This is a genomic window from Streptomyces roseoviridis, assembly GCF_039535235.1.
Classification (GTDB): Bacteria; Actinomycetota; Actinomycetes; order Streptomycetales; family Streptomycetaceae; genus Streptomyces; species Streptomyces roseoviridis.
On sequence record NZ_BAAAWU010000001.1, the window covers coordinates 865,184 to 889,638 of the forward strand.

6 protein-coding genes and 1 pseudogene are annotated in these 24,455 nt (G+C 76.1%); all 7 read right to left on the minus strand.

What is annotated here, in order from left to right:
* Nucleotides 1–5 precede the first annotated feature (5 nt).
* Nucleotides 6–13,538: pseudogene (locus ABD954_RS03840) on the minus strand (non-ribosomal peptide synthetase); the annotation flags it as partial.
* Nucleotides 13,539–13,583: 45 nt separating this feature from the next.
* Nucleotides 13,584–14,582: a TauD/TfdA family dioxygenase gene (locus ABD954_RS03845; protein ID WP_345484319.1), complete on the minus strand. Its 999-nt coding sequence runs from the start codon at nt 14,580–14,582 to the stop codon at nt 13,584–13,586.
* An 8-nt stretch (nt 14,583–14,590) separates the two neighbouring features.
* Nucleotides 14,591–14,803: an MbtH family protein gene (locus ABD954_RS03850; protein ID WP_128984835.1), complete on the minus strand. Its 213-nt coding sequence runs from the start codon at nt 14,801–14,803 to the stop codon at nt 14,591–14,593.
* A gap of 198 nt (nt 14,804–15,001) precedes the next feature.
* Nucleotides 15,002–16,210 (minus strand): cytochrome P450, encoded by a 1,209-nt coding sequence (locus ABD954_RS03855; protein ID WP_345484320.1) that lies wholly within the window; start codon nt 16,208–16,210, stop codon nt 15,002–15,004.
* A complete protein-coding gene (locus tag ABD954_RS03860; protein WP_345484321.1) occupies nt 16,204–17,058 on the minus strand; it encodes a thioesterase II family protein in 855 nt (284 codons plus the stop codon). Before ABD954_RS03860 ends, ABD954_RS03855 begins: the two co-directional genes overlap by 7 nt.
* The gene (locus tag ABD954_RS03865) at nt 17,055–18,929 is read right to left on the minus strand and encodes a non-ribosomal peptide synthetase (RefSeq protein WP_345484322.1); all 1,875 of its coding nucleotides are present in this window, start codon (nt 18,927–18,929) and stop codon (nt 17,055–17,057) included. Before ABD954_RS03865 ends, ABD954_RS03860 begins: the two co-directional genes overlap by 4 nt.
* Before the next feature lie 874 nt (nt 18,930–19,803).
* Complete coding sequence (locus ABD954_RS03870) at nt 19,804–24,417, minus strand: amino acid adenylation domain-containing protein (RefSeq protein WP_345484323.1); 4,614 nt, start codon at nt 24,415–24,417, stop codon at nt 19,804–19,806.
* Nucleotides 24,418–24,455 lie beyond the last annotated feature (38 nt).

Sequence of the window (24,455 nt, forward strand, 5' to 3'; positions counted from 1 at the left end):
GCGGGTCACTCTCCAAGCTTCTCGGCCAGCACGGCGGCGATCCGGGCGATCGGCTCCGGCCGCGTCATGGCGCCGTGCGTGCAGGGGATGCGGTGCTCCTCGACGAGCCCGTCGACGTACGGGCGCCAGGCCGCCCCGTGGGGCCAGTCGCCGGGCTTGTCGAGGGTGGCGCCGAAGAAGACGGCGTCGCCGCGGTAGCGGTCGGGTGCGTGCTCGGCCATCAGCTTGCGGTGCTGGTCGAAGACGTCGGGCAGGACGCCGGCCGCTTCGCCGAGGAGGGCGGTGAGGGCGGCCGGTCCCTGTCCGTCGGCCGGGTCGTGGCCGAGGGAGGCGAGCAGTTCGGCGAGGGTGTCGACGGGGTCGTCGGAGGGCGGGCCGCCGGCGGCGGCGTGGCGGGCCGGGTCGGCGGGCAGGCCGTCGAGGAGTGCCAGCAGGGCGACCTCCTGACCCGCCGTCTGGAGGGCGACGGCCATCGCCTGGGCGACGACCGCGCCGAAGGACCAGCCGAGCAGGTGGTACGGCCCTTCGGGCTGGACGGCGCGGATCTGGCGTACGTAGTCGTCGGCGATCTCGGTGACGGAGGACGGGGAGCCGCCGAGCAGGCCGCGTGCCTGGAGGCCGTGGACCGGGCGGTCCGGGTCGAGGTGGCGCAGCAGGCCGGAGTAGACCCAGCTGATGCCGGCGGCGGGGTGGACGCAGAACAGCGGGGCCTTGGTGCCGCCGGGGCGCAGCGGGAGCAGCACGTCGAGGGCGCTGGAGGTGCCGGGGGCACCGGCGGGGCCGGTGAGGCCGGGAGCGCCGTCCGGCGTGCCCGGGTGGGGGGTGAGGCGCCGGGCCAGGGCCGCCACGGTCGGGGCTTCGAAGAGCGCCCGCATGCCGAGGTCGGCGCCGAGCGCGGTGCGGATGCGGCCGAGCAGCTTCATCGCGAGGAGGGAGTGCCCGCCGAGGTCGAAGAAGCCGTCGTCGACGGAGACCGGGCCGGGGAGGCCGAGGACCTCGGCGAAGAGGCCGCAGAGCAGTTCCTCGTGGGACGTCCCAGGGGCGCGGCCGGCGGGTGCGGAGAGGAAGTCGGGGGCGGGGAGGGCGCGCCGGTCGACCTTGCCGCTGGGGGTCAGGGGCAGCGCGTCGAGCGGGACGACGGCGGCCGGGACCATGTAGCCGGGCAGCGACTCGGCCGCGAAGGCGCGCAGTTCGGCCGGGTCGAGCGGGCCGTCCGCCACGACGTGGGCCACGAGCCGGGGACCGGCGGTGCCGCCCTCGTCCTCGTGGGCCGTCACGGTGGCGGCGAGGACCCGCGGGTGGCGGGTGAGGACGTGCTCGATCTCGCCGGGTTCGATCCGGAAGCCGCGGATCTTGACCTGCTGGTCGGTGCGGCCCAGGTAGTCGATCCGGCCGTCGCGGGTGCGCCGGACCAGGTCGCCGGTGCGGTACATCCGCTGCCCCGTGGCGTACGGGTCGGCGACGAAGCGCTCGGCGGTCAGGGCGGGGCGGCCGAGGTAGCCGCGGGCCAGGCCGGCCCCGGCGAGGTACAGCTCGCCGGGAACGCCGGGCGGGACGGGGTTGAGGTGTTCGTCCAGGACGTAGGCGCGGGTGCCGAGCACGGTGCGGCCGAGGGCCGGGCGGTCCCCGGCGGTGAACGGCCGGGTCAGCGCGTCGACGGTGGCCTCGGTGGGGCCGTAGAGGTTGTGGCCGGTGGTGGCGGGGGCCTCGCGCAGCCGGGTCCACAGGGACGGGCCGACCGCCTCGCCGCCGAGCAGGACGACCCGGGGCGCGGGCTCCTCCAGCAGGCCCTCCTCGATGAGCTGTTCGGCGTACGAGGGGGTGACCTCCAGGACGTCGACGCCTTCCTGCCGGACGTGCCGGACGAGTGCGGCGGCGTCGCGGCGGACCTCGTCGCCGATGAGGTGCAGTTCATGGCCGGCGATCAGCCAGAGCAGTCCGTCCCAGGAGGCGTCGAAGCAGAGCGAGGCGGTGAGCGCGACGCTCTGCGGGCGGTTGCCGTGCTCGAGCTCGGTGGCGCCGATGGGGCCGCTCGGGGAGCGGTGGGAGGCGAGGAGGGCGGCGATCGAACCGTGGCTGACGACGACGCCCTTGGGGCGGCCGGTGGAGCCGGAGGTGTAGATCACGTACGCGGCGTCGCCGGCGGTGGCGCGGGGCGGCGGATTCCCGGCGCCGGGGCCGCTGTCCTCGTACTCCGGGGTGGCGGAGAGGACGGGCAGGTCCGTGAGGAGTTCGGGTCGCGGCCAGCCGTCGGCGGTCACGACGAGCGTGGGGGCGGCGTCGGCCAGCATGGCGGCGGTCCGGTCGACCGGGTGCTCCGCGTCGAGCGGGAGGGAGGCGGCGCCCGCCTTGAGCACGGCGAGCAGGGCGATCACGCTCTCGGCGGAGCGGGGCAGGGCGAGGGCGATGACCGACTCGGGCCCGGCGCCCGCGGCAGTGAGGCGGTGCGCGAGGCGGTTGGCCCGGTCGTTCAGCTCGGCCCAGGTGAGCCGGGTCGCCCCGGCGACCAGGGCGGTCGCGTCGGGGGTGCGGGCCGCCCGGGCCTCGAAGGCGGCGGGCAGCAGGGGCACGTCGTCGGGCAACGGGTCGGCGCCTCGGGTGAGTTCGGCGTGCTCGTCGGCGGAGAGGAGGTCGATCCGGCCGATGGGGCGGTCGGGTCGGGTGGCGGCGGCCGCCAGCAGGCGGCCCAGGCGGACCGCGAGGGACTCGACGGTCTCGCGGTCGAAGAGGTCGGTGGCGAAGTCGATGGCGCATTCGAGGCCGGCGGGCGCCCCGTCGGTGTCGAAGGACTCGCCCATGGCGATGGAGAGGTCGAACTTGGCGACGTGTCCGCCGATCGGCTCGACGGTGGCGGGCAGGCCCGCCAGGTCGAGCGGTGCCTCGCCGGGAGCGCCCGGCCCGCCGTCCCGGCCACCGCTCCGGCCGACGCCCTGGAGCAGCAGCATCACCTGGAAGAGCGGGTGGCGGGCGAGCGAGCGGGCGGGGTTGAGCTCCTCGACGATCCGCTCGAAGGGCACGTCCTGGTGCGCGTGGGCGTCGAGCTGGGTCTCCCGGACCCGGTGGAGCAGGTCGGTGAAGCTGGGGTCGCCGGAGGTGTCGGTGCGCAGCACCAGGGTGTTGACGAAGAAGCCGACCAGGTCGTCCAGGGCCTCGTCCGAGCGCCCGGCGACCACGGAGCCGACCGGGATGTCGGTGCCGGCGCCGAGCCGGGTGAGCAGCGCGGCGAGGCCGGCCTGCAGGGTCATGAACATCGTGACGCGGTGCTCGCGGGAGAGCTCGACGAGCGCGCGGTGCAGTGCGGCGCCGAGCGGGACGACGACCCGGTCGCCGTGGTGTCCGCTGTCGGCGCGACGGGGGCGGTCCAGCGGGAGCGAGAGCTCCTCGGGGAGGCCGGCCAGCGCGGTGCGCCAGTGGGCGAGCTGCCGGGAGGCGAGGCTCTGCTCGTCGTCCTCGTCGCCGAGCAGCGCGCGCTGCCAGAGGGCGTAGTCGGCGTACTGCACGGGCAGCGGCTGCCAGTCGGGTGCCTGGCCGTCGCGTCGGGCTGCGTAGGCGGCGGCCAGGTCGCGCAGGAGCGGGTCCATGGACCAGCCGTCGCCGGCGATGTGGTGCAGGACGAGGACGAGCAGGTGCCGGTCGGCGCCGTCGGCGTCCGGCAGGGGCAGCAGGTGGGCCCGCAGCGGGAGTTCGGCGGCCAGGTCGAAGGGGCGGGCGGCGCACTCGGCCAGGGCGGCCGCCGGGTCGGCGGGCGGGGTGGTGCGCCGGTCGAGGGGGATGCGGGCCTCGGCGGGCGGGACGATCCGCTGCCGGGGTTCGCCGTCGTGCTCTTCGATGACGGTGCGCAGGACCTCGTGGCGTACGGCGAGGTCGGCGAGGGCGAGTGCGAGGGCGTCCGGCTCGAGCGGGCCGGTGAGGCGCAGGGCGAGCGGGAGGTTGTAGAGGGCGCTCGGCCCTTCCATGCGGTCGATGAGCCAGAGCCGCCGCTGGGCGAAGGAGAGCGGAAGGGTGTCCGGCCGCTCGCCGGCCGTGAGCGCGGGGCGGGTCCCGGTGCCGTCGGTCCCGGCGCGGTCGAGGCGCCGGGCGAGGCCGGCCACCGTCGGGGCTTCGAAGACGTCCCGGACGCCGATCTCGGCGGTGAGGACCGTGCGGACCCGGCTGACCAGCTTCATGGCGAGCAGGGAGTGCCCGCCGAGGGCGAAGAAGTCGTCGTCGGCCGAGACCGGCCCGGTCACGCCGAGCACGTCGCAGAAGAGGCCGCAGAGGAGTTCCTCGCGTGCCGTGCGGGCGGCCCGGCCGCCGGTGAACAGCTGGAAGTCGGGGGCGGGAAGGGCGCGCCGGTCGACCTTGCCGCTGCCGGTCAGCGGCAGGGCGTCGAGGGTGACGACCGCCGAGGGCACCATGTGGGCGGGCAGGGCGTCCGCCACGAACCGCCGCAGCTCCAGGGCGAGTTCGGTGCCGGGGGCGGCGACCGCGCAGTGGGCGACCAGCCGGCGGTCGCCGTCGGGGGTGACGACGGCCTGGTGGACGGCCGGGTGGGCGGCGAGGACGGCCTCGATCTCGGCGGGCTCGATGCGGAAGCCGCGGATCTTGACCTGGTGGTCGGTGCGGCCCAGGTAGTCGATCCGGCCGTCGCGGGTGCGCCGGACGAGGTCGCCGGTGCGGTACATCCGCTGCCCTGCGGCGTACGGATCGGCGACGAAGCGCTCGGCGGTCAGGGCGGGGCGGCCGAGGTAGCCGCGGGCCAGACCGGCGCCGCCGAGGTACAGCTCGCCGGGCACCCCGGCGGGCGCGGGGTTGAGGTGTTCGTCCAGGACGTAGGCGCGGGTGCCGAGCACGGTGCGGCCCAGGGTGGGGCGTTCCGCGTCCTCGTACGCCTGGAGCAGGGTGTCGACGGTGCACTCGGTGGGGCCGTAGAGGTTGTGGCCGGTGGTGGCGGGGGCCTCGCGCAGCCGGGTCCACAGGGACGGGCCGACCGCCTCGCCGCCGAGCAGGACGACCCGGGGCGCGGGCTCGTCCAACAGGCCCTCCTCGATGAGCTGTTCGGCGTAGGTGGGGGTGAACTGGACGGCGTCGACGCCGGCCGTACGGAGGTGCCGGACCAGGGCGGCGGGGTCGCGGCGGAGGTCGTCGCCGATGAGGTGCAGTTCGTGTCCGGCGACCATCCACAGCAGGCTGTTCCAGGAGGCGTCGAAGCAGAGCGAGGCGGTCAGCGCGGCCCGCATCCGGCCGTGTGCCCGGGTGGGCCCGGCGAAGGTCTCCGCCCGGTGGGCGGCGAGGAGACCGGCGATCGAGCCGTGGCTGACGACGACGCCCTTGGGGCGTCCGGTGGAACCGGACGTGTAGATCACGTACGCGGCGTGCGAAGGGTCGATCCGTACGGCCGGCGCCACGGCGGGCTGCCCCGACCAGGTCTCCTCCCCCGCGTCCAGCACGGTCAGCCCCTCCAGGACCTCCCGCAACGGCCACCCGGCCGTCGTGAGCACGGCCGCCGGACGGGCGTCGGCGAGCATGTGGGCGGTCCGCTCCCGCGGATACTCGGCGTCCAGCGGCAGGAACGCCGCCCCCGCCTTCAGCACCGCCAGCACCGCGACCACCGACTCCACCGAGCGCGGCAGCGCCAGCGCCACCACGTCCTCCGCCCCCACACCCGAGGCCACCAGACCATGGGCCAACCGGTTCGCCCTCGCCTCCAGCTCGCCATAGGTCAGCCGGGTCCCGCCGAAGACCAGAGCGGTCTCCTCCGGGCTCGCGGCCACCTGGGCGGCGAAGGCAGCCGGGACGAGCGGTCGTTCGGCGGGCAGGGGGCGGTGGCCGCCGAGGAGTGCGGCGCGCTCGTCGTCGGCCAGCAGTGCGGCGCGGCCGATCCGCTGGTCGGGCCGGGCCGTCACCGCGGTGAGCAGCCGGCCGAAGCGGGCGGCGAGGGACGTGACGGTCTCCCGGTCGAACAGGTCGGTGGCGAAGTCGATCGCGCAGTCCAGGCCGGCGGGGGTGCCGTCCGGGTCGAAGAACTCCTCCAGCGTCACGTTGAGGTCGAACTTGGCGACGCCGGTGTCCGCCGGGAGCGCCTCCGCGCGCAGTCCGGCCGGCGCCTGGTCGGCGGCGGCGTTGGACTGGAGGACCATCGCCACCTGGAAGAGCGGGTGGCGGGCGAGCGAGCGGGCCGGGTTGAGCTCCTCGACGATCCGCTCGAAGGGCACGTCCTGGTGGGCGTAGGCCCCGAGGCCGGTCTCCCGCACCCGGGCGAGGAGCTCGGCGAAGGTCGGGTCGCCGGAGGTGTCGGTGCGCAGCACCAGGGTGTTGACGAAGAAGCCGACCAGGTCGTCCAGGGCCTCGTCCGAGCGGCCGGCGACCACGGAGCCGATCGGGATGTCGGTGCCGGCGCCGAGCCGGGTGAGCAGCGCGGCGAGGGCCGCCTGGAAGGTCATGAACAGGGTGACCCGGTTCTCCCGGCTCAACTCCAGGAGCGAGCGGTGCAGTTCGGGTCCGATGGGCAGGGCGACGCGGTCGCCCCGGTGGTCGGCCCGGGCTCCGCGCGGCCGGTCGACGGGGAGCGTGAGCTCCTCGGGGAGGCCGGCGAGGGTGTCGCGCCAGTAGGCGAGCTGGCGCGACACCAGGCTCTCCTCGTCGTACTCGTCGCCGAGCAGCGCGCGCTGCCAGAGGGCGTAGTCGGCGTACTGGACGGGCAGCGGCTGCCAGTCGGGGGCCGTGCCGTCGCGTCGGGCTGCGTAGGCGGCGGCCAGGTCGCGCAGGAGCGGGCCCATCGACCAGCCGTCGCCGGCGATGTGGTGCAGGGCGACGACGAGGACGTGGTCCTCGGGGGCGACCCGGAGCAGGGTGACCCGTACGGGCGGTTCGGCGGCCAGGTCGAAGGGGCGGCGGGCGGCCCGGTCGACCTCGGCGTCCACGGCCTCGGGGGCGCAGTCGCGGTGTTCGACGGGCGGTGCGGCGTCGGTGGGGGCGAGGATCACCTGGTGGGGTTCGCCGTCGTGCTCTTCGATGACGGTGCGCAGGATCTCGTGCCGTACGGCGAGGTCGGCGAGGGCGAGTGCGAGGGCGTCCGGATCGAGCGGGCCGGTGAGGCGCAGGGCGAGGGGCATGTTGTAGAGGGCGCTCGGCCCTTCCATGCGGTCGATGAGCCAGAGCCGCTGCTGCGCGGAGGAGAGCGGCAGTCTTTCCGGCCGCTCTCCTGCGGTCAGGGCGAGGCGGGTGCGGGCCCCGTCGAGGCGCTGGGCCAGGCCGGCGGCGGTCGGCGCCTCGAAGACGTCCCGGATGCCGAGTTCGGTGCCGAGGGTGGCGCGGACCCGGCTGAGCAGCCGGGTGGCGAGGAGCGAGTGGCCGCCGAGGGCGAAGAAGTCGTCGTCGGCCGAGACCGGGCCGGTCGCGCCGAGCACCTCGCCGAACAGGGCGCACAGGATCTCCTCGTGCGCGCTGCGGGCGGCCCGGCCGGTGCCGCCGCTCGCCGCGAAGTCGGGGGCGGGCAGCGCGGACCGGTCGAGCTTGCCGTTGGCGGTGAGCGGCAGCGCGTCGAGGGGCACGAAGGCCGCGGGGACCATGTAGTCGGGCAGGACGGCGGCGGTGTGGGCGCGCAGCGCGGCCGGGTCGAGCGGGGTGTGCGCGACGAGGTAGGCGACGAGCCGGGTGCCGGCCGCGCCGTCCGTGGCGTCGGTGTGGGGCAGCACGGCGGCCTGGAGCACGTCGGGGTGGGCGGCCAGGACGGCCTCGATCTCGCCGGGCTCGATGCGGAAGCCGCGCACCTTCACCTGGTGGTCGGTGCGGCCCAGGTATTCGATCCGGCCGTCGGCGCGCCGTCGGACCAGGTCGCCGGTGCGGTACATCCGCTGCCCCGCGGCGTACGGGTCGGCGACGAAGCGCTCGGCGGTCAGCGCGGGGCGGCCGAGGTAGCCGCGGGCCAGGCCGGCGCCGCTGAGGTACAGCTCGCCGGGGACGCCGGGCGGTACCGGCCGCAGGCCGGTGTCGAGGACGTGGGCGCGCAGGTTGGGCAGCGGACGGCCGATGAGCGGGCGCGGGTCGCCGGCCAGCCGGTGGTACAGCGCGTCGACGGTGCACTCGGTGGGGCCGTACATGTTGAGCACGACGGTGTCGGGGGCGGCGCCGAGGGTCGTCCAGAGGCTCTGGCCCAGGGCCTCGCCGCCGACCATCAGGAGGGCGGGCGGGCAGCGGTCGAGCAGACCCTCCTCGACCAGCCGCTCGGCCTGGCCGGGGGTGACGTCGAGGACATCGGCGCCGGTGTGCTCGGCGTGGCGGACGAGGGCGGCGGCGTCGCGGCGGACGTCGTCGTCGAGCAGGTGGAGTTCCTGGCCCGCGACCATCCACAGCAGGGATTCGAGGGCCGTGTCGAAGGAGAGCGAGGCGGTCTGGGCGAACCGGAACCTGCGCCCCGGGTGGGCCTTCCGGGCGGCGGCGAGGGTCTCGTCACGGTGGAAGGCGAGGAGGTCGGCGAGTGCGCCGTGGCTGACGACGACGCCCTTGGGGCGGCCGGTGGAACCGGAGGTGTAGATCACGTACGCGGCGTGCGAGGGATCGATCCGTACGGGCGGCGCCACGGCGGGCTGCCCCGACCAGGTCTCCTCCCCCGCGTCCAGCACGGTCAGCCCCTCCAGGACCTCCGGCAACGGCCACCCGGCCGTCGTCAGCACGGCCGCCGGACGGGCGTCGGCGAGCATGTGGGCGGTCCGCTCCCGCGGATACTCGGCGTCCAGCGGCAGGAACGCCGCCCCCGCCTTCAGCACCGCGAACACCGCGACCACCGACTCCACCGAGCGCGGCAGCGCCAGCGCCACCACGTCCTCCGCCCCCACACCCGAGGCCACCAGACCATGGGCCAACCGGTTCGCACGCGCCTCCAGCTCGCCATAGGTCAGCCGCGTCCCGCCGAAGACCAGAGCGGTCTCCTCCGGACTCGCGGCCACCTGGGCGGCGAAGGCAGCCGGGACGAGCGGGCAGGGGCCCGGGCGGTCGGTGGCGTTCCACTCGGCCAGTGCGGCGTGGCCGGCCGCGCCCAGGACATCGAGCTCGGCGACCGGGCGGTGCGGGTCGTCGGCGGCCTGGGCGAGCAGGTGGGGCAGGGCGTCGGCGAGCCGTTCGGCGGTGGACCGGTCGAACAGGTCGGTGGCGAACTCCAGGCCGCCCTCGATGCCGGCCGGGGTGCCGTCGGGGTGGTGGCGCTCGGAGAGGTTGAGGGTGAGGTCGAAGGCGGTGGTGGGCAGGCCGAGCGGCTCGTAGGCGGTGCGGGTGCCGGGGAACCCGGGGCCGCCGCCGGCCGTGTTGTCGAAGGCGATCATCACCTGGAACAGCGGGTGCCGGGCCAGCGTGCGGGCGGGGTTGAGCTCCTCGACGATCCGCTCGAACGGCACGTCCTGGTGGGCGTACGCGGCCAGGTCGGCCTCCCGCACCCGGGCGAGGAGCTCGGCGAAGGTGGGGCGGCCGGTGAGGTCGGTCCGCAGCACCAGGGTGTTGGCGAAGAAGCCGACGAGTTCGTCGAGGGCCGGGTCGAGGCGGCCGGCCAGCGGGGTGCCGATCGGCAGGTCGTCGCCGGCGCCGAAGCGGTGCAGCAGGGCGGCGTAGGCGGCCTGGAGCACCATGAAGAGGGTGACGCCGTGGGCGGCGGCCAGGTCGGCGAGGCGGGCGTGCAGGTCCGGGTCCAGGTCCAGCGGGACGACGTCGCCCCGGTGGGTCGCGACCGCCGGCCGGGGCCGGTCGAGCGGGAGCGGCAGTTCGTCCGGGAGGCCGTCCAAGGCGTCGCGCCAGTGGGCGAGCTGCCGGGACAGCGGGGACTGCGGGTCGGTGTCCGTGCCGAGCAGCCGGTGCTGCCAGAGGGTGTAGTCGGCGTACTGGACCGGCAGGGGGTCCCACACCGGACGTTCGCCGCCGAGCCGGGCGGTGTAGGCGGCGGCCAGGTCGCGGAAGAGGGGCCGCAGCGACCAGCCGTCGCTGGCGATGTGGTGCATCACCAGGAGCAGGACGTGCTCGTCGGGCCCGTGCGGGGTGGCGGGCGGCTCGGGGCGCAGGTAGGCGTGCAGCGGGATGTCGGCGGCCAGGTCGAAGGTGTGGCCGGCCAGCTCCTGCACGGGACGGTCGGTGAGGGTGAGCAGCGGCGCCGGGGGCGCGGGCAGGACCCGCTGGTGGGGGACGCCGTCGTGCTCGTCGAAGACGGTGCGCAGGGCCTCGTGGCGGTCGACGACGTCACCGAGCGCGGCTTCCAGGGCGGCGGCGTCCAGCGGGCCGGTCAGCCGGAGGGCGAGGGTGACGTTGTAGGTGGCGGCGGGGCCCTCGGCCTGGCCGAGGAACCACAGGCGGCGTTGGGCGAAGGAGACCGGCAGCCGCTCGGGCCGGGGTTCGGGGCGCAGGGCGGGCCGTGCCGGGTCGGTGGCGAGGCGGGCGGCGAGGGCGGCGACGGTCGGGGCCTGGAAGAGGTCGGCGATGGCGAGTTCGGCACCGAGCTCGGTGCGCGCCCGGCCGACCAGGCGGGTGGCGAGGAGGGAGTGGCCGCCGAGTTCGAAGAAGTCGTCGTCGATGGTGATGTCGTCGATGCCGAGGATGTCGCCGAACAGTGCGCACAGGGCCCGCTCGCGCTCGTCGCGCGGGGCGCGGCCGGTGGTGTCGGCGCCGAGGCCGGGGGCGGGCAGGGCACGCCGGTCGACCTTGCCGTTGGCGTTGAGGGGCAGGGCGGGGAGCACGACCACGGCGGCGGGGACCATGTAGCCGGGCAGGACGGCGGCGGCGAAGTGCTTCAGTTCGGCGGCGAGTCCGGGGTTCTCCTGGTGTACGGAGTCGAGCACCGCGCAGTAGCCGACGAGCCGGACGTCGCCGGGGCGGTCCTCGCGGGGGATCACGATGACCTGGCGGACGGCGGGGTGGCGGGAGAGCACGGCCTCGATCTCACCGGGCTCGATGCGGAAGCCGCGCAGTTTGACCTGGCCGTCGATCCGGCCGAGGAACTCGATCGCGCCGTCGGCCCTGCGGCGGACGAGGTCGCCGGTGCGGTACATCCGCTGCCCTGCGGCGTACGGGTCGGCGACGAACCGCTCGGCGGTCAGCGCGGGTCTGCGCCAGTAGCCGCGGGCGAGGCCCGCCCCGGCCACGTACAGCTCGCCGGGGACGCCGGGCGGCACGGGCCGCAGACGGGCGTCGAGGACGTGGGCGCGCATGTTGTCGAGGGGGGCGCCGATGGGGGGCCGGGGGCCGGTCAGGTCGGCCGGGTCGAGGGGGTGGTGGGTGGCGAAGGTGGTGGCCTCGGTGGGGCCGTAGACGTGCGCGAGGAGCAGGTCGGGGCAGTGGTCGAGGACGCGGCGCATGAGGGTGGCGGAGGCGGCCTCGCCGCCGGTGCAGACGGTCCGCAGGGTGCGGAAGGTCTCCGGGTTCTGCTCGGCGACGAGGTCGAAGAGCGCCTTGGTGAGGAAGACGGCGGTGACGCGGTGGCGGGTGACGACGGCGTGCAGGGCGTCGGCGTCCAGGCCGCCGGGCGGGGCGACGACGACGGTGCCGCCGGACAGCAGCGGCGTCCACAGCTCGTAGGTGGCGGCGTCGAAGGCGTGCGGGGAGTGCAGCAGGATCCGCTCGTGCCGTCCGTCCCGCCAGCGGCGGTCGGCGGCGAGGTCGACCACGTCGCGGTGGCGGACGGCGACGCCCTTGGGGGTGCCGGTGGAGCCGGAGGTGAACATCACGTAGGCGAGCCGGTCGGGGTGGACGGGCAGGGCGGGGGCGTGGGCCGGGGCGTCCTTCTCGTCGCCGGGGCGGACCACGACGGCGGTGTGCGGGAAGCCGGGGTCGGCGCGGTCGGTGAGCAGGACGGGCGCGGCGGTGTCGGCGAGCAGTGCGGTCATCCGCTCGGGCGGCAGGCCGGCGTGCAGGGGGACGTAGCAGCCGCCGGCCTTGAGGACGGCGAGGGTGGCGACGACCAGGTCGACGGAGCGTTCCATCTGCAGCGCGACCGGGGACTCGGGGCCGACGCCGGAGGCGATCAGGTGGTGGGCGAGGCGGTTGGCGCGGGTGTCGAGCTCGGCGTAGGAGACGGTGCCGCCGTCGTGGGCGAGGGCGGTGGCGTCCGGGGTGCGGGCGGCCTGGGCCTCGAACAGCTCCGTCAGCGAGCCGGCCGGTACGGGGGCGTCGGTGGCGTTCCACTCGTCGCGCAGGCGCCGGTGCTCCTCGGGGGCGAGGATGTCGAGGGTGCCGATCGGCGCCTCGGGGTCGGCGGCCGCGGCGGCGAGGAGCCGGCCGAGGCGCGCGAAGAGGGCGGTGACGGTGGCGGCGTCGTAGAGGTCGGCCGCGTACTCGGCGGATCCGCTGAGGCCGGCCGGGGTGCCGTCGGGGGTGTGCCGCTCGGTGATGCCGATGTTGAGGTCGAACTTGGCGACCCGCAGGCCGAGGGGTTCGGGAGCCGTGTCGAGGCCGGGCAGGCCGAGTGCGCCCTCTTCGTGGTTCTGCAGGACGAGCAGGGTCTGGAAGAGCGGGTGGCGGCCGCGGGCGCGGGCCGGGTTGACCTCCTCGACCAGGCGCTCGAAGGGCACGTCCTGGTGGGCGAAGGCGTCGAGCTGCGCTTCCCTGACCCGGCCGACGAGGGTGGCGAAGGAGGGGTCGCCGGAGGTGTCGGTGCGCAGCACGAGGGTGTTGACGAAGAAGCCGACCAGGTCGTTCAGGGCCTCGTCGGAGCGGCCGGCCACGCCGGTGCCGAGGGGGATGTCGGTGCCGGCGCCGAGCCGCGTGAAGAGGGCGGCCAGACCGGCCTGGAGGACGGAGAACAGGGTGGTGCGGTGGCGGCGGGCCAGGTCGGCGAGGGCAGCGTGCAGTGCGGGGCCGTACGCGAAGGACACGGCGTCGGCGGCGCCGGTCGGTGCGGGCGGGCGCGGGCGGTCCACCGGAAGCTCCAGCTCCTCCGGCAGTCCGGCCAGCGTCGCGCTCCAGTAGGAGAGTTGGCGGGCCATCAGGCTGTCGGGGTCGGTGTCCTCGCCGAGCAGTTCGCGCTGCCAGAGGGCGTAGTCGGCGTACTGGACCGGCAGCGGCTCCCAGTCGGGGGCGTGGCCGTCCAGGCGGGCGGCGTAGGCGGTGGCGAGGTCGCGGAGGAGCGGGCCGAGCGACCAGCCGTCGCCGGCGATGTGGTGGAGCACGAGGAGCAGGACGTGCTCGGCGGGGGCCGGTGCCGCGTGCCCTGAGCCGGGCGGGGCGGCGGGGGTGAGCGAGAAGACCGTGACCCGGAGGGGCGTCTCGGCACTCAGGTCGAAGGTGCGGGCGGCGGCCCGGTCCCGCAGGGCGGGGTAGTCGTCCGGTGCGCAGTCCACCGTCTCGAAGGCGGTCTCCGCCTCCGCGGACGGCAGGATCCGCTGCACCGGAACTCCCTGGACCACCGGGAACACCGTGCGCAGGGCTTCGTGCCGGGCGACCACGTCCGCCGTCGCGGCGCGCAGGGCCGCGGTGTCGAGCGTGCCGCGCAGACGGACCGCGAACGGCAGGTTGTAGAGCGCGGTCGGCCCTTCGATCTGGTCGATCAGCCAGAGACGCTGTTGTGCGTACGAAACCGGGATCACGGTGCTTCCTCTGCTCACGTCACGGCGTGGATGGGTTCGGTTGCCTCAGGCGGGGACGGCGGCGGTGGGCCGCACCGTCGGCCGGCAGTCCAGGAGGTCGACGGGGCGGCCCATCGCGACGGCGATCTTCCGGTCGCCGCGGTACGGATCGCGGCCGTGCGCGCAGAGCACGTTGTCGACCAGCATCACGTCGCCGGCCTGCCAGGTCTCGCGGACGGTGGCGGCGTCGTAGGCCGCGTTGAGGGCGTCGACGTCCTCCCGGGTCAGCGGCTCGCCGTCGCCGAAGCCGGTGTTGAACGGCAGTCCGTCGGCTCCGAACTCGTCGACCATGGCCTCCCGGATGTCCGGGTCGAGGGACCACTCGTTCCAGAAGGCCAGGTGGTTGAACCAGACCTCCTCGCCGGTGTGCGGGTGGTGCACGGTGGCCGAACGCAGCTGGCTGGTGCGCAGGTTGCCGTCGGCCTGCCACTGCCAGGCGATGCCGTTCTCCCGGCAGTACGCCTCGACGTCGGCGCGGTCCTCGGTGCCGAAGGCGGTGCGCCAGCCGAGCGAGACGTAGTCCGAGTAGTTCCGGGTGAGGGTCCAGCCGGAGGACCGGCCGCGCCGGGCCAGGTGGTCGGGCAGGGCGGCGAGGACCTTGCGGACGTCGGCGGTCGGCGTGGCGCCGCCCGACTCGGGGGCCGTCAGGCAGGCGAAGAGGAGCCGGCCGGGGAAGGTCAGGGTGTAGCTGTTCTCGTTGTGCATCCGGATCGACTGGGCGGGCGGCAGGTCGGTGGACGAGTAGACGCCGTCGCCGAAGTCGCTGCGGGGGGTGGCCTTCTCCCGGTACGGGGTGGGCTCGGGGATCAGCACGTCACGGACGGCGGCGACGTCCGCGCTGGTCGCCACCGGCAGCCCGCGCAGGAAGATCGTGCCGTGCTCGTGCAGGGCGGCGGTCAGCGCGGCCTCGTTCTCGCGCAGCCAGGCGCACGCCTCGGCGAGGCCGGCGCCGGCCGGCGCGTGGGCGAGGGCCGGGCGGCCGGGATTCAGTTCCCAGGTCGGCATGGCGGCGCTCACCGCTGGTCGAGGGTGGCGAGCAGGCTCGCGGGGCGGATGTCGGTCCAGTTGGCCTCGATCCAGTCGAGGCACTCCTGGCGCGGGGCCTCGCCGTGGACGGTGGTCCAGCCGGCCGGCACGTCGATCCAGACCGGCCAGAGCGAGTGCTGGTTCTCGTCGTTGACCAGCACCAGGTAGCCGGCGTTGTCGTCCTCGAACGGGTTGCTCATGGTGGTCTCCGTTGGGTGAGAGGTGCTCTGGGGTGTGATTCGAAGGTAGGGGCGCCGGGCGGGCGTCAGCGGCACAAGGGACGGCAGGTGAGCGGCAGTTACGGCGCTGCCGCGCGGTGGCCGCCGAGGCGCGCGGCGGAGGTCCCGGGGTGGGGTGGCGGGTCCTCGGGGGCGGGGCGGCGGCGGGGCCGGGCGGGGTCACCTGGGGGTCAGACGGACCGGGAAGTGGTCCAGGCCGAAGTTGATGATCGAGCGGTTGTGGCGGACCGGCCCGGTGGGCTCGATGACGGCGGCCTTCTCCAGCGCGGCCGTGTACAGCGCGCTCAGCTCCGCCTTCGCCAGCGGCGCGCCGATGCAGTAGTGGGCGCCGAGGCCGAGCGCGAGGTGCTTGTTGGGCGAGCGGTCGAGCCGGATCTCCTCGGGGGCCTCGAACGCCTCCGGGTCCCGGTTGGCGGACCACACCCAGACGGCGACCCGGTCGCCCCGGTGGATGTGCCGGCCGCCCAGCTCGACGTCCCGGGTGGCGGTGCGCAGGGTGTGCAGGCCGACCGAGGTCCAGCGCAGCAGCTCGTCCACGGCCGAGTCCATGGACACCTCGCCCCGCTGCAACTTCCGCCACAGGTCGGGACGCTGCACGAGGGTGTGCAGCCCCATGGCGGCGGTGTGGCGGACGGTCTGGACGCCGCCGACCACGATGTTGTCCAGGTTGAGCACCACGTCCTCGACCGGCAGCAGCCGTCCGCCGACCTTGTACGTGGCCATCATGGAGATCAGGTCGTCGCGCGGGTCGGAGCGGCGCAGCATCACCTGGTGCAGCAGGTACGGGATCAACTGCTGGTGTCCGGCGCGGCGTTCCTCCGGGGTGCGGCCGAGGAAGGCCACGTCGCAGACCCGTACCACCATGTCGCGGTCCTTCTCGGGGACGTCGAGGAGGTCGCACATGACGGCGAGCGGCAGCGCGGAGACCACGTCGACGAGGTCGACCTCGCCCTGCTCGACGGCCCGGTCGAAGAGCTCGCCGGCCCGTTCGGCGATCGAGCGCGCGGCGCCGCGCACCCCGCCCTTGGAGAAGAACGGGTTGGCGGGGGCCCGCAGTTCGCGGTGCCGGGGCGGGTCGGTGAGGGCCATCATGCGGCCCGATCCGACGGGCACGTTGCCCTGACCGGCGCCGAGCAGCGAGCCGGACTCCGAGCTGAACACGGCCGCGTTGCGCAGCACGTCGGCCGACTCGCGGTAGGTGAGCACCGACCAGACCGGACCGTCGTCGACGGTGTCGGTGAGGTGCACCGGGGCCTGCCTGCGCAGTTCGTCGACCAGGGCCGGGGTGTCGGACCGGGCCCACAGGCCCGGGTCGGTGAGGTCGACGCCGGTCGTGGTGGCCGTGGCGGGGGCGGTGGTGGTCAGCATGGCTGCTCCTGGGGGCTGCTGCGGTCGGTACGGGACGGGGCGGGGTCCTGGCGGCCGGTCAGGGGCGTGATGAGGGAGGCCAGGAGGTCGGCCGGGCCGGGCCGGCCGACGGTGGCGAGCAGGTGGCCGCCGGGCACGACGCGGTGCCCGAAGGCGCCGCGGGTGTGTGCGGCCCAGCCGGTGAGTTCGGTGGTGGCGAGCATCGGGTCGTCGGCCCCGGCCAGGGCGTGGAGCGCGGAGCCGATCGGGGCGTGCGGCCGGTACCGGTAGGTGGCGCTGACGGCGAGGTCGGTACGGATGGCGCCGAGGGCGAGCTCGGCCAGGTCCGGATCGGCCCGGACCAGCTCCTCCAGACCGGTGAGCCGGAGCAGTTCCGCGGCGTCCAGGTCCCTGGTCCCGCGCCCGGCCCACTCGGCCGGGGCCGGCGCGCCGGCCGTCACCACGAGCGCGGGGCGCAGGTCCGCGGGCAGGGCGCGGGCGACCTCGTAGGCCAGGAGGGCGCCGAAGCTCTGCCCGTAGAAGCCGAAGCGGCCGCCGGCGCCGCCCGTCAGGTGCGGGGTGAGGGCCTCGGCGACGGCACCGGCCAGGGCGTCGAAGTCGGGCGGCATGGGGTGCCGGCTGCGGCCGCCCCGGGCCGGCGGGCGCAGCGCCCACACCTCGGCGACGGGGGCGAGGGCGCGGGCCAGCGGGGTGTAGGCGGTGGCGTCGCCGCCGGCGTGCGGGAAGCAGAACAACCGGAACGGGCGGTGGTCCTGGGGCGCGGGGACGAGGAGCCAGTCGCCCTCGACGCGGGGCCGGGCGGTCCGCGGGGCCGGGGTGCGGGGCGCGCCGCCGAGGGTGACGGTCATCGGACGGCCTCGCGGCGGGCGGTGAGCGCGGGGCGGGCGGCGGCCGGGCCGGCCGCGGCGGCACGGCGTACGGCGGCGGTGAAGTCGGCCAGGTCGGCGGCGTCGAGGAGGTGGCGCAGCTGGAGCTCGACGTTCAGCTTGCGGCGCAGCAGGTGGACGACGCGCAGGGCGGCGAGGGAGTGGCCGCCGAGGGACAGGAAGTCGTCGTCGGGGCGGACGGCGGGCACGCCGAGCACGGTGCGCCAGACCTCGGCGACCTGCTCGTCCACTCCCCCGGGCGCGTCCGGTACGGGGGTCTCGGCGGCCCGGACCGGCGTGGGGGCCGGCGCCGGGGCGACGGCCTCCGCCACGGGGGCGGGCAGCGCTCGGTGGTCGACCTTGCCGTTCGGGGTGAGCGGCAGGGCGTCCAGGACGGTCACGGTGGACGGCACCAGGTGGGCGGGCAGGATGCGGCGCAGCCCGGCCAGCAAGTCGGCGGGACGGACGGCCGCGCCGGTGACGTAGCCGGCCAGCCGCTGGTCGCCGGGAGCGGCCTCGTGCACGGTGACCGCGGCGGCGGTGACCCCGGCGAGGGCACCGAGCGCGTGCTCGACCTCGCCGAGCTCGATCCGGAAGCCGCGCAGTTTGACCTGGCGGTCCACCCTGCCGACGTACTCGAGGAGGCCCTCGGCGGTGCGGCGGGCCTGGTCGCCCGTGCGGTACATCCGGGCGCCGGGCTCCGGTGCGAACGGGTCCGCGACGAACCGGCCCGCGGTCAGCCCGGGGTGGCCCGGGTAGCCGTGCGCGAGGCCGGGCCCGGCCAGGTACAGCTCGCCGACCGCACCGGCGGCCGTCACGGGGGCGAGCCGGTCGTCCAGCAGGTGGGCGCGGACGCCGTGGAGGGGCTCGCCCAGGTGCGGGCCGGGTCCGGTGATCCGGGCGGTGATCGCGTCGACGGTGCACTCGGTGGGCCCGTACAGGTTGAGCGCGTCGATCCCCCCGTCGGCCAGTTCGCGCCAGGTCCGGGCGGGCACGGGCTCCCCGCCCATGAACAGCCGCGGCACCCGGGTGCCCGTCAGCGGCTCGCGGAGCAGCTGCCAGTGCGAGGGGGTCAGGTCGAGGTCGGTGACGCCGTGCTCGGCGAGCAGCCGCACCAGGCGGGCGGGGTCGGCCCGCCGCTCGTCGTCGATCACCACCAGGGTGTCGCCCCGGCAGATCCGGATCCACTGCTGGACGGAGGCGTCGAACGACACGCTGGCGTTCCAGGCGACGACCCCGGGCTCGGGGCGGTAGGCGCCGCCGGTTTCCAGGGCGGCGGCGAGCGCGGCGACGGCGCCGTGCGGGACCTCGACGCCCTTGGGGCGGCCGGTGGAGCCGGAGGTGTGGATCACGTAGGCGGAGTCGAGCGGGTGGGGCGTGGCGTCGGGCTCCGGCCCGTCGGCGGCGGCGTCGGGCCGGAGCACCGGGACGCCTGCCGGTACGGGCGGCGCCGCGTCGGCGCTCACCACGGCGGCGAGGCCCGCGTCGGCGGCCACGAAGGCGATCCGCTCGGCCGGGTACGCCGGGTCGAGCGGCACGTACGCGGCACCGGCCCGCCAGACGGCGAGCAGCGCGACCGGCAGGTCGACCGTACGGGCCAGGTGCACCCCGACCCGGTCCCCGCGCCCCACCCCGCGCGCCCGCAGGGCCCGGGCCAGGCCGGCGGTGCGCCGGTCCAGTGCGGCGAAGTCGAGACTGCCGTCCACGGCGTGCACGGCCGCCCGCCCCGGGTGCGCGGCGACGACGGCCCGCAGCCGGGACAGCAGATCGGGGGCGGGGGTGGGGGTGGGGCCGGCAGTGGGACTGGGAGCGGGGGCCGCGGTGGTGGTGGACGGCTCGGCGAAGGTGGTCACGGGAAGGGCTCCTCGGTGGTGGTGGGACGGGTGGGTCGGATCACGTAGGGGTCCGGCCGGAGGACCGTGCGGTCCGGTCTCCCGCCGGGGTGACTCGGCGACACGGGGGCGGCCGGGCGGGTGGGACGGTGGGGGCTGCGGGCGGGCGGATGGGGGCGTCGCATCCGTGCGGGCGTGGTGACGGGTGCGGGCGTGGGTGTCAGGGGCGGGCGTGGTGACGGGTGCGGGGCGTGGTGACGGGTGCGGGCGTCGCGTCCTGTCGGCGTGGCGTCGGGTGCGGGCGTGCGTCAGGGGCGGGCGTGGCGTCGGGTGCGGGCGTGGGTGTCAGGGGCGGGCGTGGTGACGGGTGCGGGCGTCGCGTCCTGTCGGCGTGGCGTCGGGGGCGGGCGTGGCACGCAGCGCGGGCAGGGCGTCAGGTGCGGCCGGGTGGCGGGAGGCTGCCGTCGGCCGGACGGCCACCGGTGGCCGGACGTCCGTACGGGGGGCCGGCCCGTGGAGCGGGAACTCTCTGTCGGCCGGGCAGCCGGGCGGGGCTGGTGCCGGCTCGGGCGTCCCGGCCGTGGGGCCGGGGGCCCTGACGGCCGGACGGCCGGACGGCCGCGCGCGCCAGGCGCCCCAGCTCGGGCTGCCCAGGCCGTGGGGCTGGGGGCCCTGACGGCCGGACGGCCGGACGGCCGCGCGCGCCAGGCGCCCCAGCTCGGGCGGCGGCCAGGGCCCCCGGCCGGCACCAGGGCACCCGCGCCGCCCCGGGCGCGCACCCGGCCGCGGCGCGCGCACCGCGCCGGCCGCACCGGCCCCGCGGGCCGTAGCCCAAGCCCCGCGGACCGCGCACCCACACCCGCCCCGCGCCCGCCCGTACCCCCGACGCTCCCCGTCAGGCGTCCGCCGCCAGGCGGGCCAGTGCTTCCGCGTAGGCGTCGACGAACTCCTCCGCCGTGGCGTCGTCCACGACCGCGCGCTGGTGGTCCACGGCGAGCAGCACGCGCTGGGAGACCGGGTCCTGGATGAGGGAGGCGCCGAAGGCGAAGCTGTTGGGTTCGTGGCGGAGGGTCGGTTCGCAGCCGATGCGGCCGTCCTCGATGCGGGCGGAGGTGAGCCGGCCGAGGGCGTGGAAGCGCAGGTAGCCGAACTGGCTGTCCAGCGACGTGTCGGCCATCATCCGGGCGAGCCGGGCGAAGGGCACCCGCCGGTGCGGCATCATGTCGAGCTCCTCGCGGTGGACGTGCCGGACGAGGGCGGCCAGGTCGTCCGGGTCCGGTGCGGCGACCAGGGGGACGGTGTTGAGGAAGAGCCCGTACACCTCGGTGCCGCCGAGCCGTTCGAGACGGCCGTTCATGGCGAGGCCCGTGGTGACCCTGCGGCGGCCGGTGATCCGGGCGAGGGCGTGGAGGTGGGCGGCGAGGGCGACCGATTTGACGGGGACGGCGAGCGCGTCGGCGACGGCGCGCAGCTGCCCGGGCGCGTCGGGCAGCACCCGCTCCACCGTGCGGGGCAGTTCGTGGACGTCCTCGCTGCCGGGCCACAGCTGACCGGTGGCGCCGGCGAGACGCCGCTGCCAGTAGGCGAGGGACTCCTCGTCACCGGCGGCCGCGCGTTCGACGGCGACGAAGTCCCGGAAGGTGGTGCGCGGCGGCGGGGCGGGCGCGGAGGCCGGGTCGGCGGCGAGCGCGGTGTGCCGTTCGAGGATCTCGGTGAGCAGCGAGGTGAAGCTCCAGCCGTCGAGGATGGCGTGGTGTTCGGAGACGGTGAGCTGGAAGGCGTCGTCGGCGAGCCGCTGGACGGTGATCCGGAAGAGCGGCGGTGCGGCGAGGTCGAAGGGCCGGTCCCGGTGGTCGGCGAAGACGTCCCGGATCCGCTCGTCCTGCGCCTGCTCCCGCCGGCCGCGCAGGTCGGCGAACTCGACCGGTGCGGGCAGGGTGCCGTGCACCAGCTGGAGCGGTTCGCCGTAGCCGGAGAGGTCGAGGCCCGTGCGCAGCACGGCGTGCCGGGCCATGGCCTCGCCGACGGAGCGGCGGAAGGCGGTCTCGTCGAGACGGCCGGTGATCCGGTAGGAGTTGACGTTGTGGTAGCTGTCGGTGCCGCCGGCGACCTCCATGTGGAAGACCATGGAGAGCTGCATGGACACCATCGGGTAGGCGTCGACGACGTCGGGCGGGAGCTCGGCCCGGTCCTCCTCGGCGACCATCGCGAAGGGCCGGGCGGCGTCGGGGTCCGCGGCCACCGGGCGGGCCAGCGGCAGCAGTCCGGCGACGGTGGGGGCGTTGAAGACGTCGCGCAGGGTGATCTGCCAGCCCCGGTCGTGCAGGGCGCCGGCGAGCTGGACGGCGCGGATCGAGTCGCCGCCGAGGTGGAAGAAGTCGTCGTGGACGCCGATCCCGGCGACCCCCAGCACCTCCGTCCAGACGGCGGCGAACAGTTCCTCCTCCGGGGTGCGCGGCTCGACGTGCCGGCCGGCCGGGGCGGCGGCAGCCCGGTCGGGGGCGGGCAGCGCGGCGCGGTCGGCCTTGCCGTTGACGGTGAGCGGCAGGGCGTCGAGGACGGTGACGCTCGCCGGGATCATGTAGTCGGGGAGGGTACGGGCGAGGAAGCCGCGCAGGTCGTGGGGCTCGGCCGGGGCGTTCCCGGTGGAGCGCACGGTGAGGTAGGCGGCGAGCCGGTCGTCGTGGACGGTGACGACGCAGGCGTCCACGTCGGGGTGGGCGGCGACGGCGTTCTCGATCTCGCCGAGCTCGATCCGGAAGCCGCGCAGCTTCACCTGGAAGTCCGCCCGGCCGACGTATTCGAGGCCGCCGTCGGGCAGGCGCCGGGCGACGTCTCCGGTCCGGTAGAGCCGGGCGCCGGGCGGGCCGTACGGGTCGGCGACGAAGCGTCCGGCGGTGAGGCCGGGGCGGCCCCAGTAGCCGTGGGCGAGGCTTCCGCCGCCGATGTACAGCTCGCCGGGCACGCCGGGCGGGCAGGGGCGCAGCCAGTCGTCCAGGACGAGCGCGGTGAGGTGTGCCATGGGTGCGCCGACCAGGCTGCGTTCGAAGCCTGCGCCGCCTTCGGCGATGTCGTGGGTCGTGACGTGGACGGTGGTCTCGGTGATGCCGTAGAGGTTGCAGAGGCGGGCGGGCGGCAGCGGGTCGAGGTCGTACCAGCGCTGGACGACGCCCGGGTCGAGGGCCTCGCCGCCGAGCATGATCCGACGCAGGGCGGGCAGGGCGCGGGGCCTGCGGCGCAGCGCCGGCTCGAGCTGGCGCAGCGCGGAGGGGGTGAGGCAGAGGTGGGTGACCCGTTCCTCGTCGAGCAGGGCGGCGAAGTCGTCGGGCGAGCGGCTGGTGAGGTACGGGACGACGGCGAGGCGGCCGCCGTGCAGCAGGGCGCCCCAGAGCTCCCAGACCGTCCAGTCGAAGGCGTAGCTGTGGAACAGGGTCCAGACGGTGTCGGGGCCGAAGCCGAAGTGGTCGCGGCCGGAGTCGAGGAGGCGGCTGACGTGCTCGTGGGCGACGGCGACGCCCTTGGGGCGGCCGGTGGACCCGGAGGTGAAGATGAGGTAGGCGAGGTCGCCGGGGCGGCCGGCGGCGGGCGGTCGTACGGCCGGACGGGCGGCGATCTCCTCGGCGCGGGCGACGAGGTCGAGGGTGTGCCAGCTGCCGTCGGGGGCGCGGTCGGGGCGGTCCGTGAGGACCAGGGTGACGGCGGTGTCGCCGAAGACCAGGGCGGCCCGGTCGGCGGGGGCGGCGAGGTCGACCGGCACGTAGGCGGCGCCGGTCTTGAGCACGGCCAGGATGGCGACGGGTACGGCGGCGGTGCGTTCCAGGAGCAGGCCGACCCGGTCGCCGGGGCGCACGCCGTGGGCGAGCAGGGCGTGGGCCAGCCGGTTGGCGCGCCGGTCGAGTTCTGCGTAGCTGAGGGTGCCGTCCGGGTCGCTGACGGCGGGCCGGTCGCCGTGGGCGTCGGCGGCCCGCTCGAAGAGGTGGTGCAGGCAGTGGCCCGGGTCGAGGCGGGCGGGGCGGGGCGGCGGGGCGGCGGAGGTGAGGCGGAGCACGGTGGCGTCCGGCTCGGCGAGGGCGGCGTCGAGGAGGGCGGCGTAGTCGGCGGCGAGCCGGCGCACGGTGCCGGGGTCGAAGAGGTCGGTGCTGTACTCGGCCTCGCCGCGCAGTTCGCCGCCGTCGGCGTCCTCGAAGACGGACCAGGTGAGGTCGAACTTGCTGGTGCCGTTGGAGCGGACGGTGCGCTCGGCGGTGGCGGTCCCGAGCGGGAGCGGTGCGCGTTGCTCGCCGTGGGCGCCGAAGACCACCTGGACCAGTGGCGGGTGCTGGGGCGTACGGGTGGTGCCGAGCAGGTCGACCAGCTGGTCGAAGGGCACGTCGAGGTGGCCGAACGCGTCGAAGGCGCCGTCCTGGATGTCGGCCAGCAGTCCGCGGAAGGTGGTGCCGGGGGCGAGCCGGACGCGCAGCGGCAGCAGGTTGACGAAGTAGCCGAGCAGGTCGGCGAGTTCGGGCCGGTCGCGGGTGGTGACGGGCGTGCCGACGAGTAGGTCGTCGGCGCCGGTCCAGCGGCCCATCAGCAGGGCGAAGGCGGCGAGTTGGACCGTGTACGGGGTCACGCCCTCCTGCTCGGCGAGCGCCCGGACCCGGGCGGCGGTGCCGGGGAGGAGGTCGAACGGCTCGGTGGCGCCGTGCCGGCCGCGCTCGGCGGGCCGCGGCCGGTCGCCGGGCAGCTCCAGGAGGGTGGGCGCGCCGTCGAGGGTCCGCTTCCAGTGGGCGAGGTGCTCCTCGTACGAGGTGTGCCGTCCCTCCTCGGCCCAGTCGGCGTACTGGAGGGTGAGGGCGGGGAGGTCGGTGGCCCGGTGCTCCAGGAGGGCGGCGTAGTGCTCCGCGAGTTCGCGCTCGAAGAGGTCGGCCGACCAGCCGTCCCAGACGATGTGGTGCACCGCGAACAGGAGCGTGGTGCGTTCGTCGGCGAGCCGGAACGCCTCCGCGCGCAGCAGCGGTCCCGTGCTCAGGTCGAACGGCTCGGCGGCCCGTTCGGCGATCAGCCGCTCGGCGTGCTCCGCCCGTTCGGACTCGGGCAGTCCGCGCAGGTCGGTGACGGCGAGGGGCAGGGCGAGGGTGCGGTGGACGTGCTGGCGGGGTCCGTCGGCGTCCAGGGCGAAGGTGGTGCGCAGCACCTCGTGCCGGCCGGCCACGCCGTCCAGTGCCCGCTGGAGCAGCGTGAGGTCGAGCGGGCCGGTGACGTCGTAGGTCCACGGGGTGGTGTACGTGGCGTCCCGCGGGTTCCACCGGTCGAGGAACCACAGGCCGCGCTGGAGCCCCGAGAGGGGGGCGGTGCGGACCGGGTCCGCGGGCCCCGGGGGCTCCGGCGGGGCGGCGGGCTCCGGGGTGGCCGTCAGGTCGGCGGACGGGCCTGCCGGCGCGGTGGCCGGGTCCGGGGCCGGCGGGGCGACGGGCGGAGCGGCCGGCGCGGCGGGCAAAGGCGCGGCGGGCAGGTCGGCGGACGGGCTCACGGCCTCGTTCCCTTCGGTCGGTCGGGTGGGCGGGCGGT

Bases quoted from the DNA above. Each gene is read 5' to 3' on its own strand.
- ABD954_RS03845 (WP_345484319.1), bottom strand. From the start codon at position 14,582: ATGCCGACCTGGGAACTGAATCCCGGCCGCCCGGCCCTCGCCCACGCG.
- ABD954_RS03850 (WP_128984835.1), bottom strand. From the start codon at position 14,803: ATGAGCAACCCGTTCGAGGACGACAACGCCGGCTACCTGGTGCTGGTC.
- ABD954_RS03855 (WP_345484320.1), bottom strand. From the start codon at position 16,210: ATGCTGACCACCACCGCCCCCGCCACGGCCACCACGACCGGCGTCGAC.
- ABD954_RS03860 (WP_345484321.1), bottom strand. From the start codon at position 17,058: ATGACCGTCACCCTCGGCGGCGCGCCCCGCACCCCGGCCCCGCGGACC.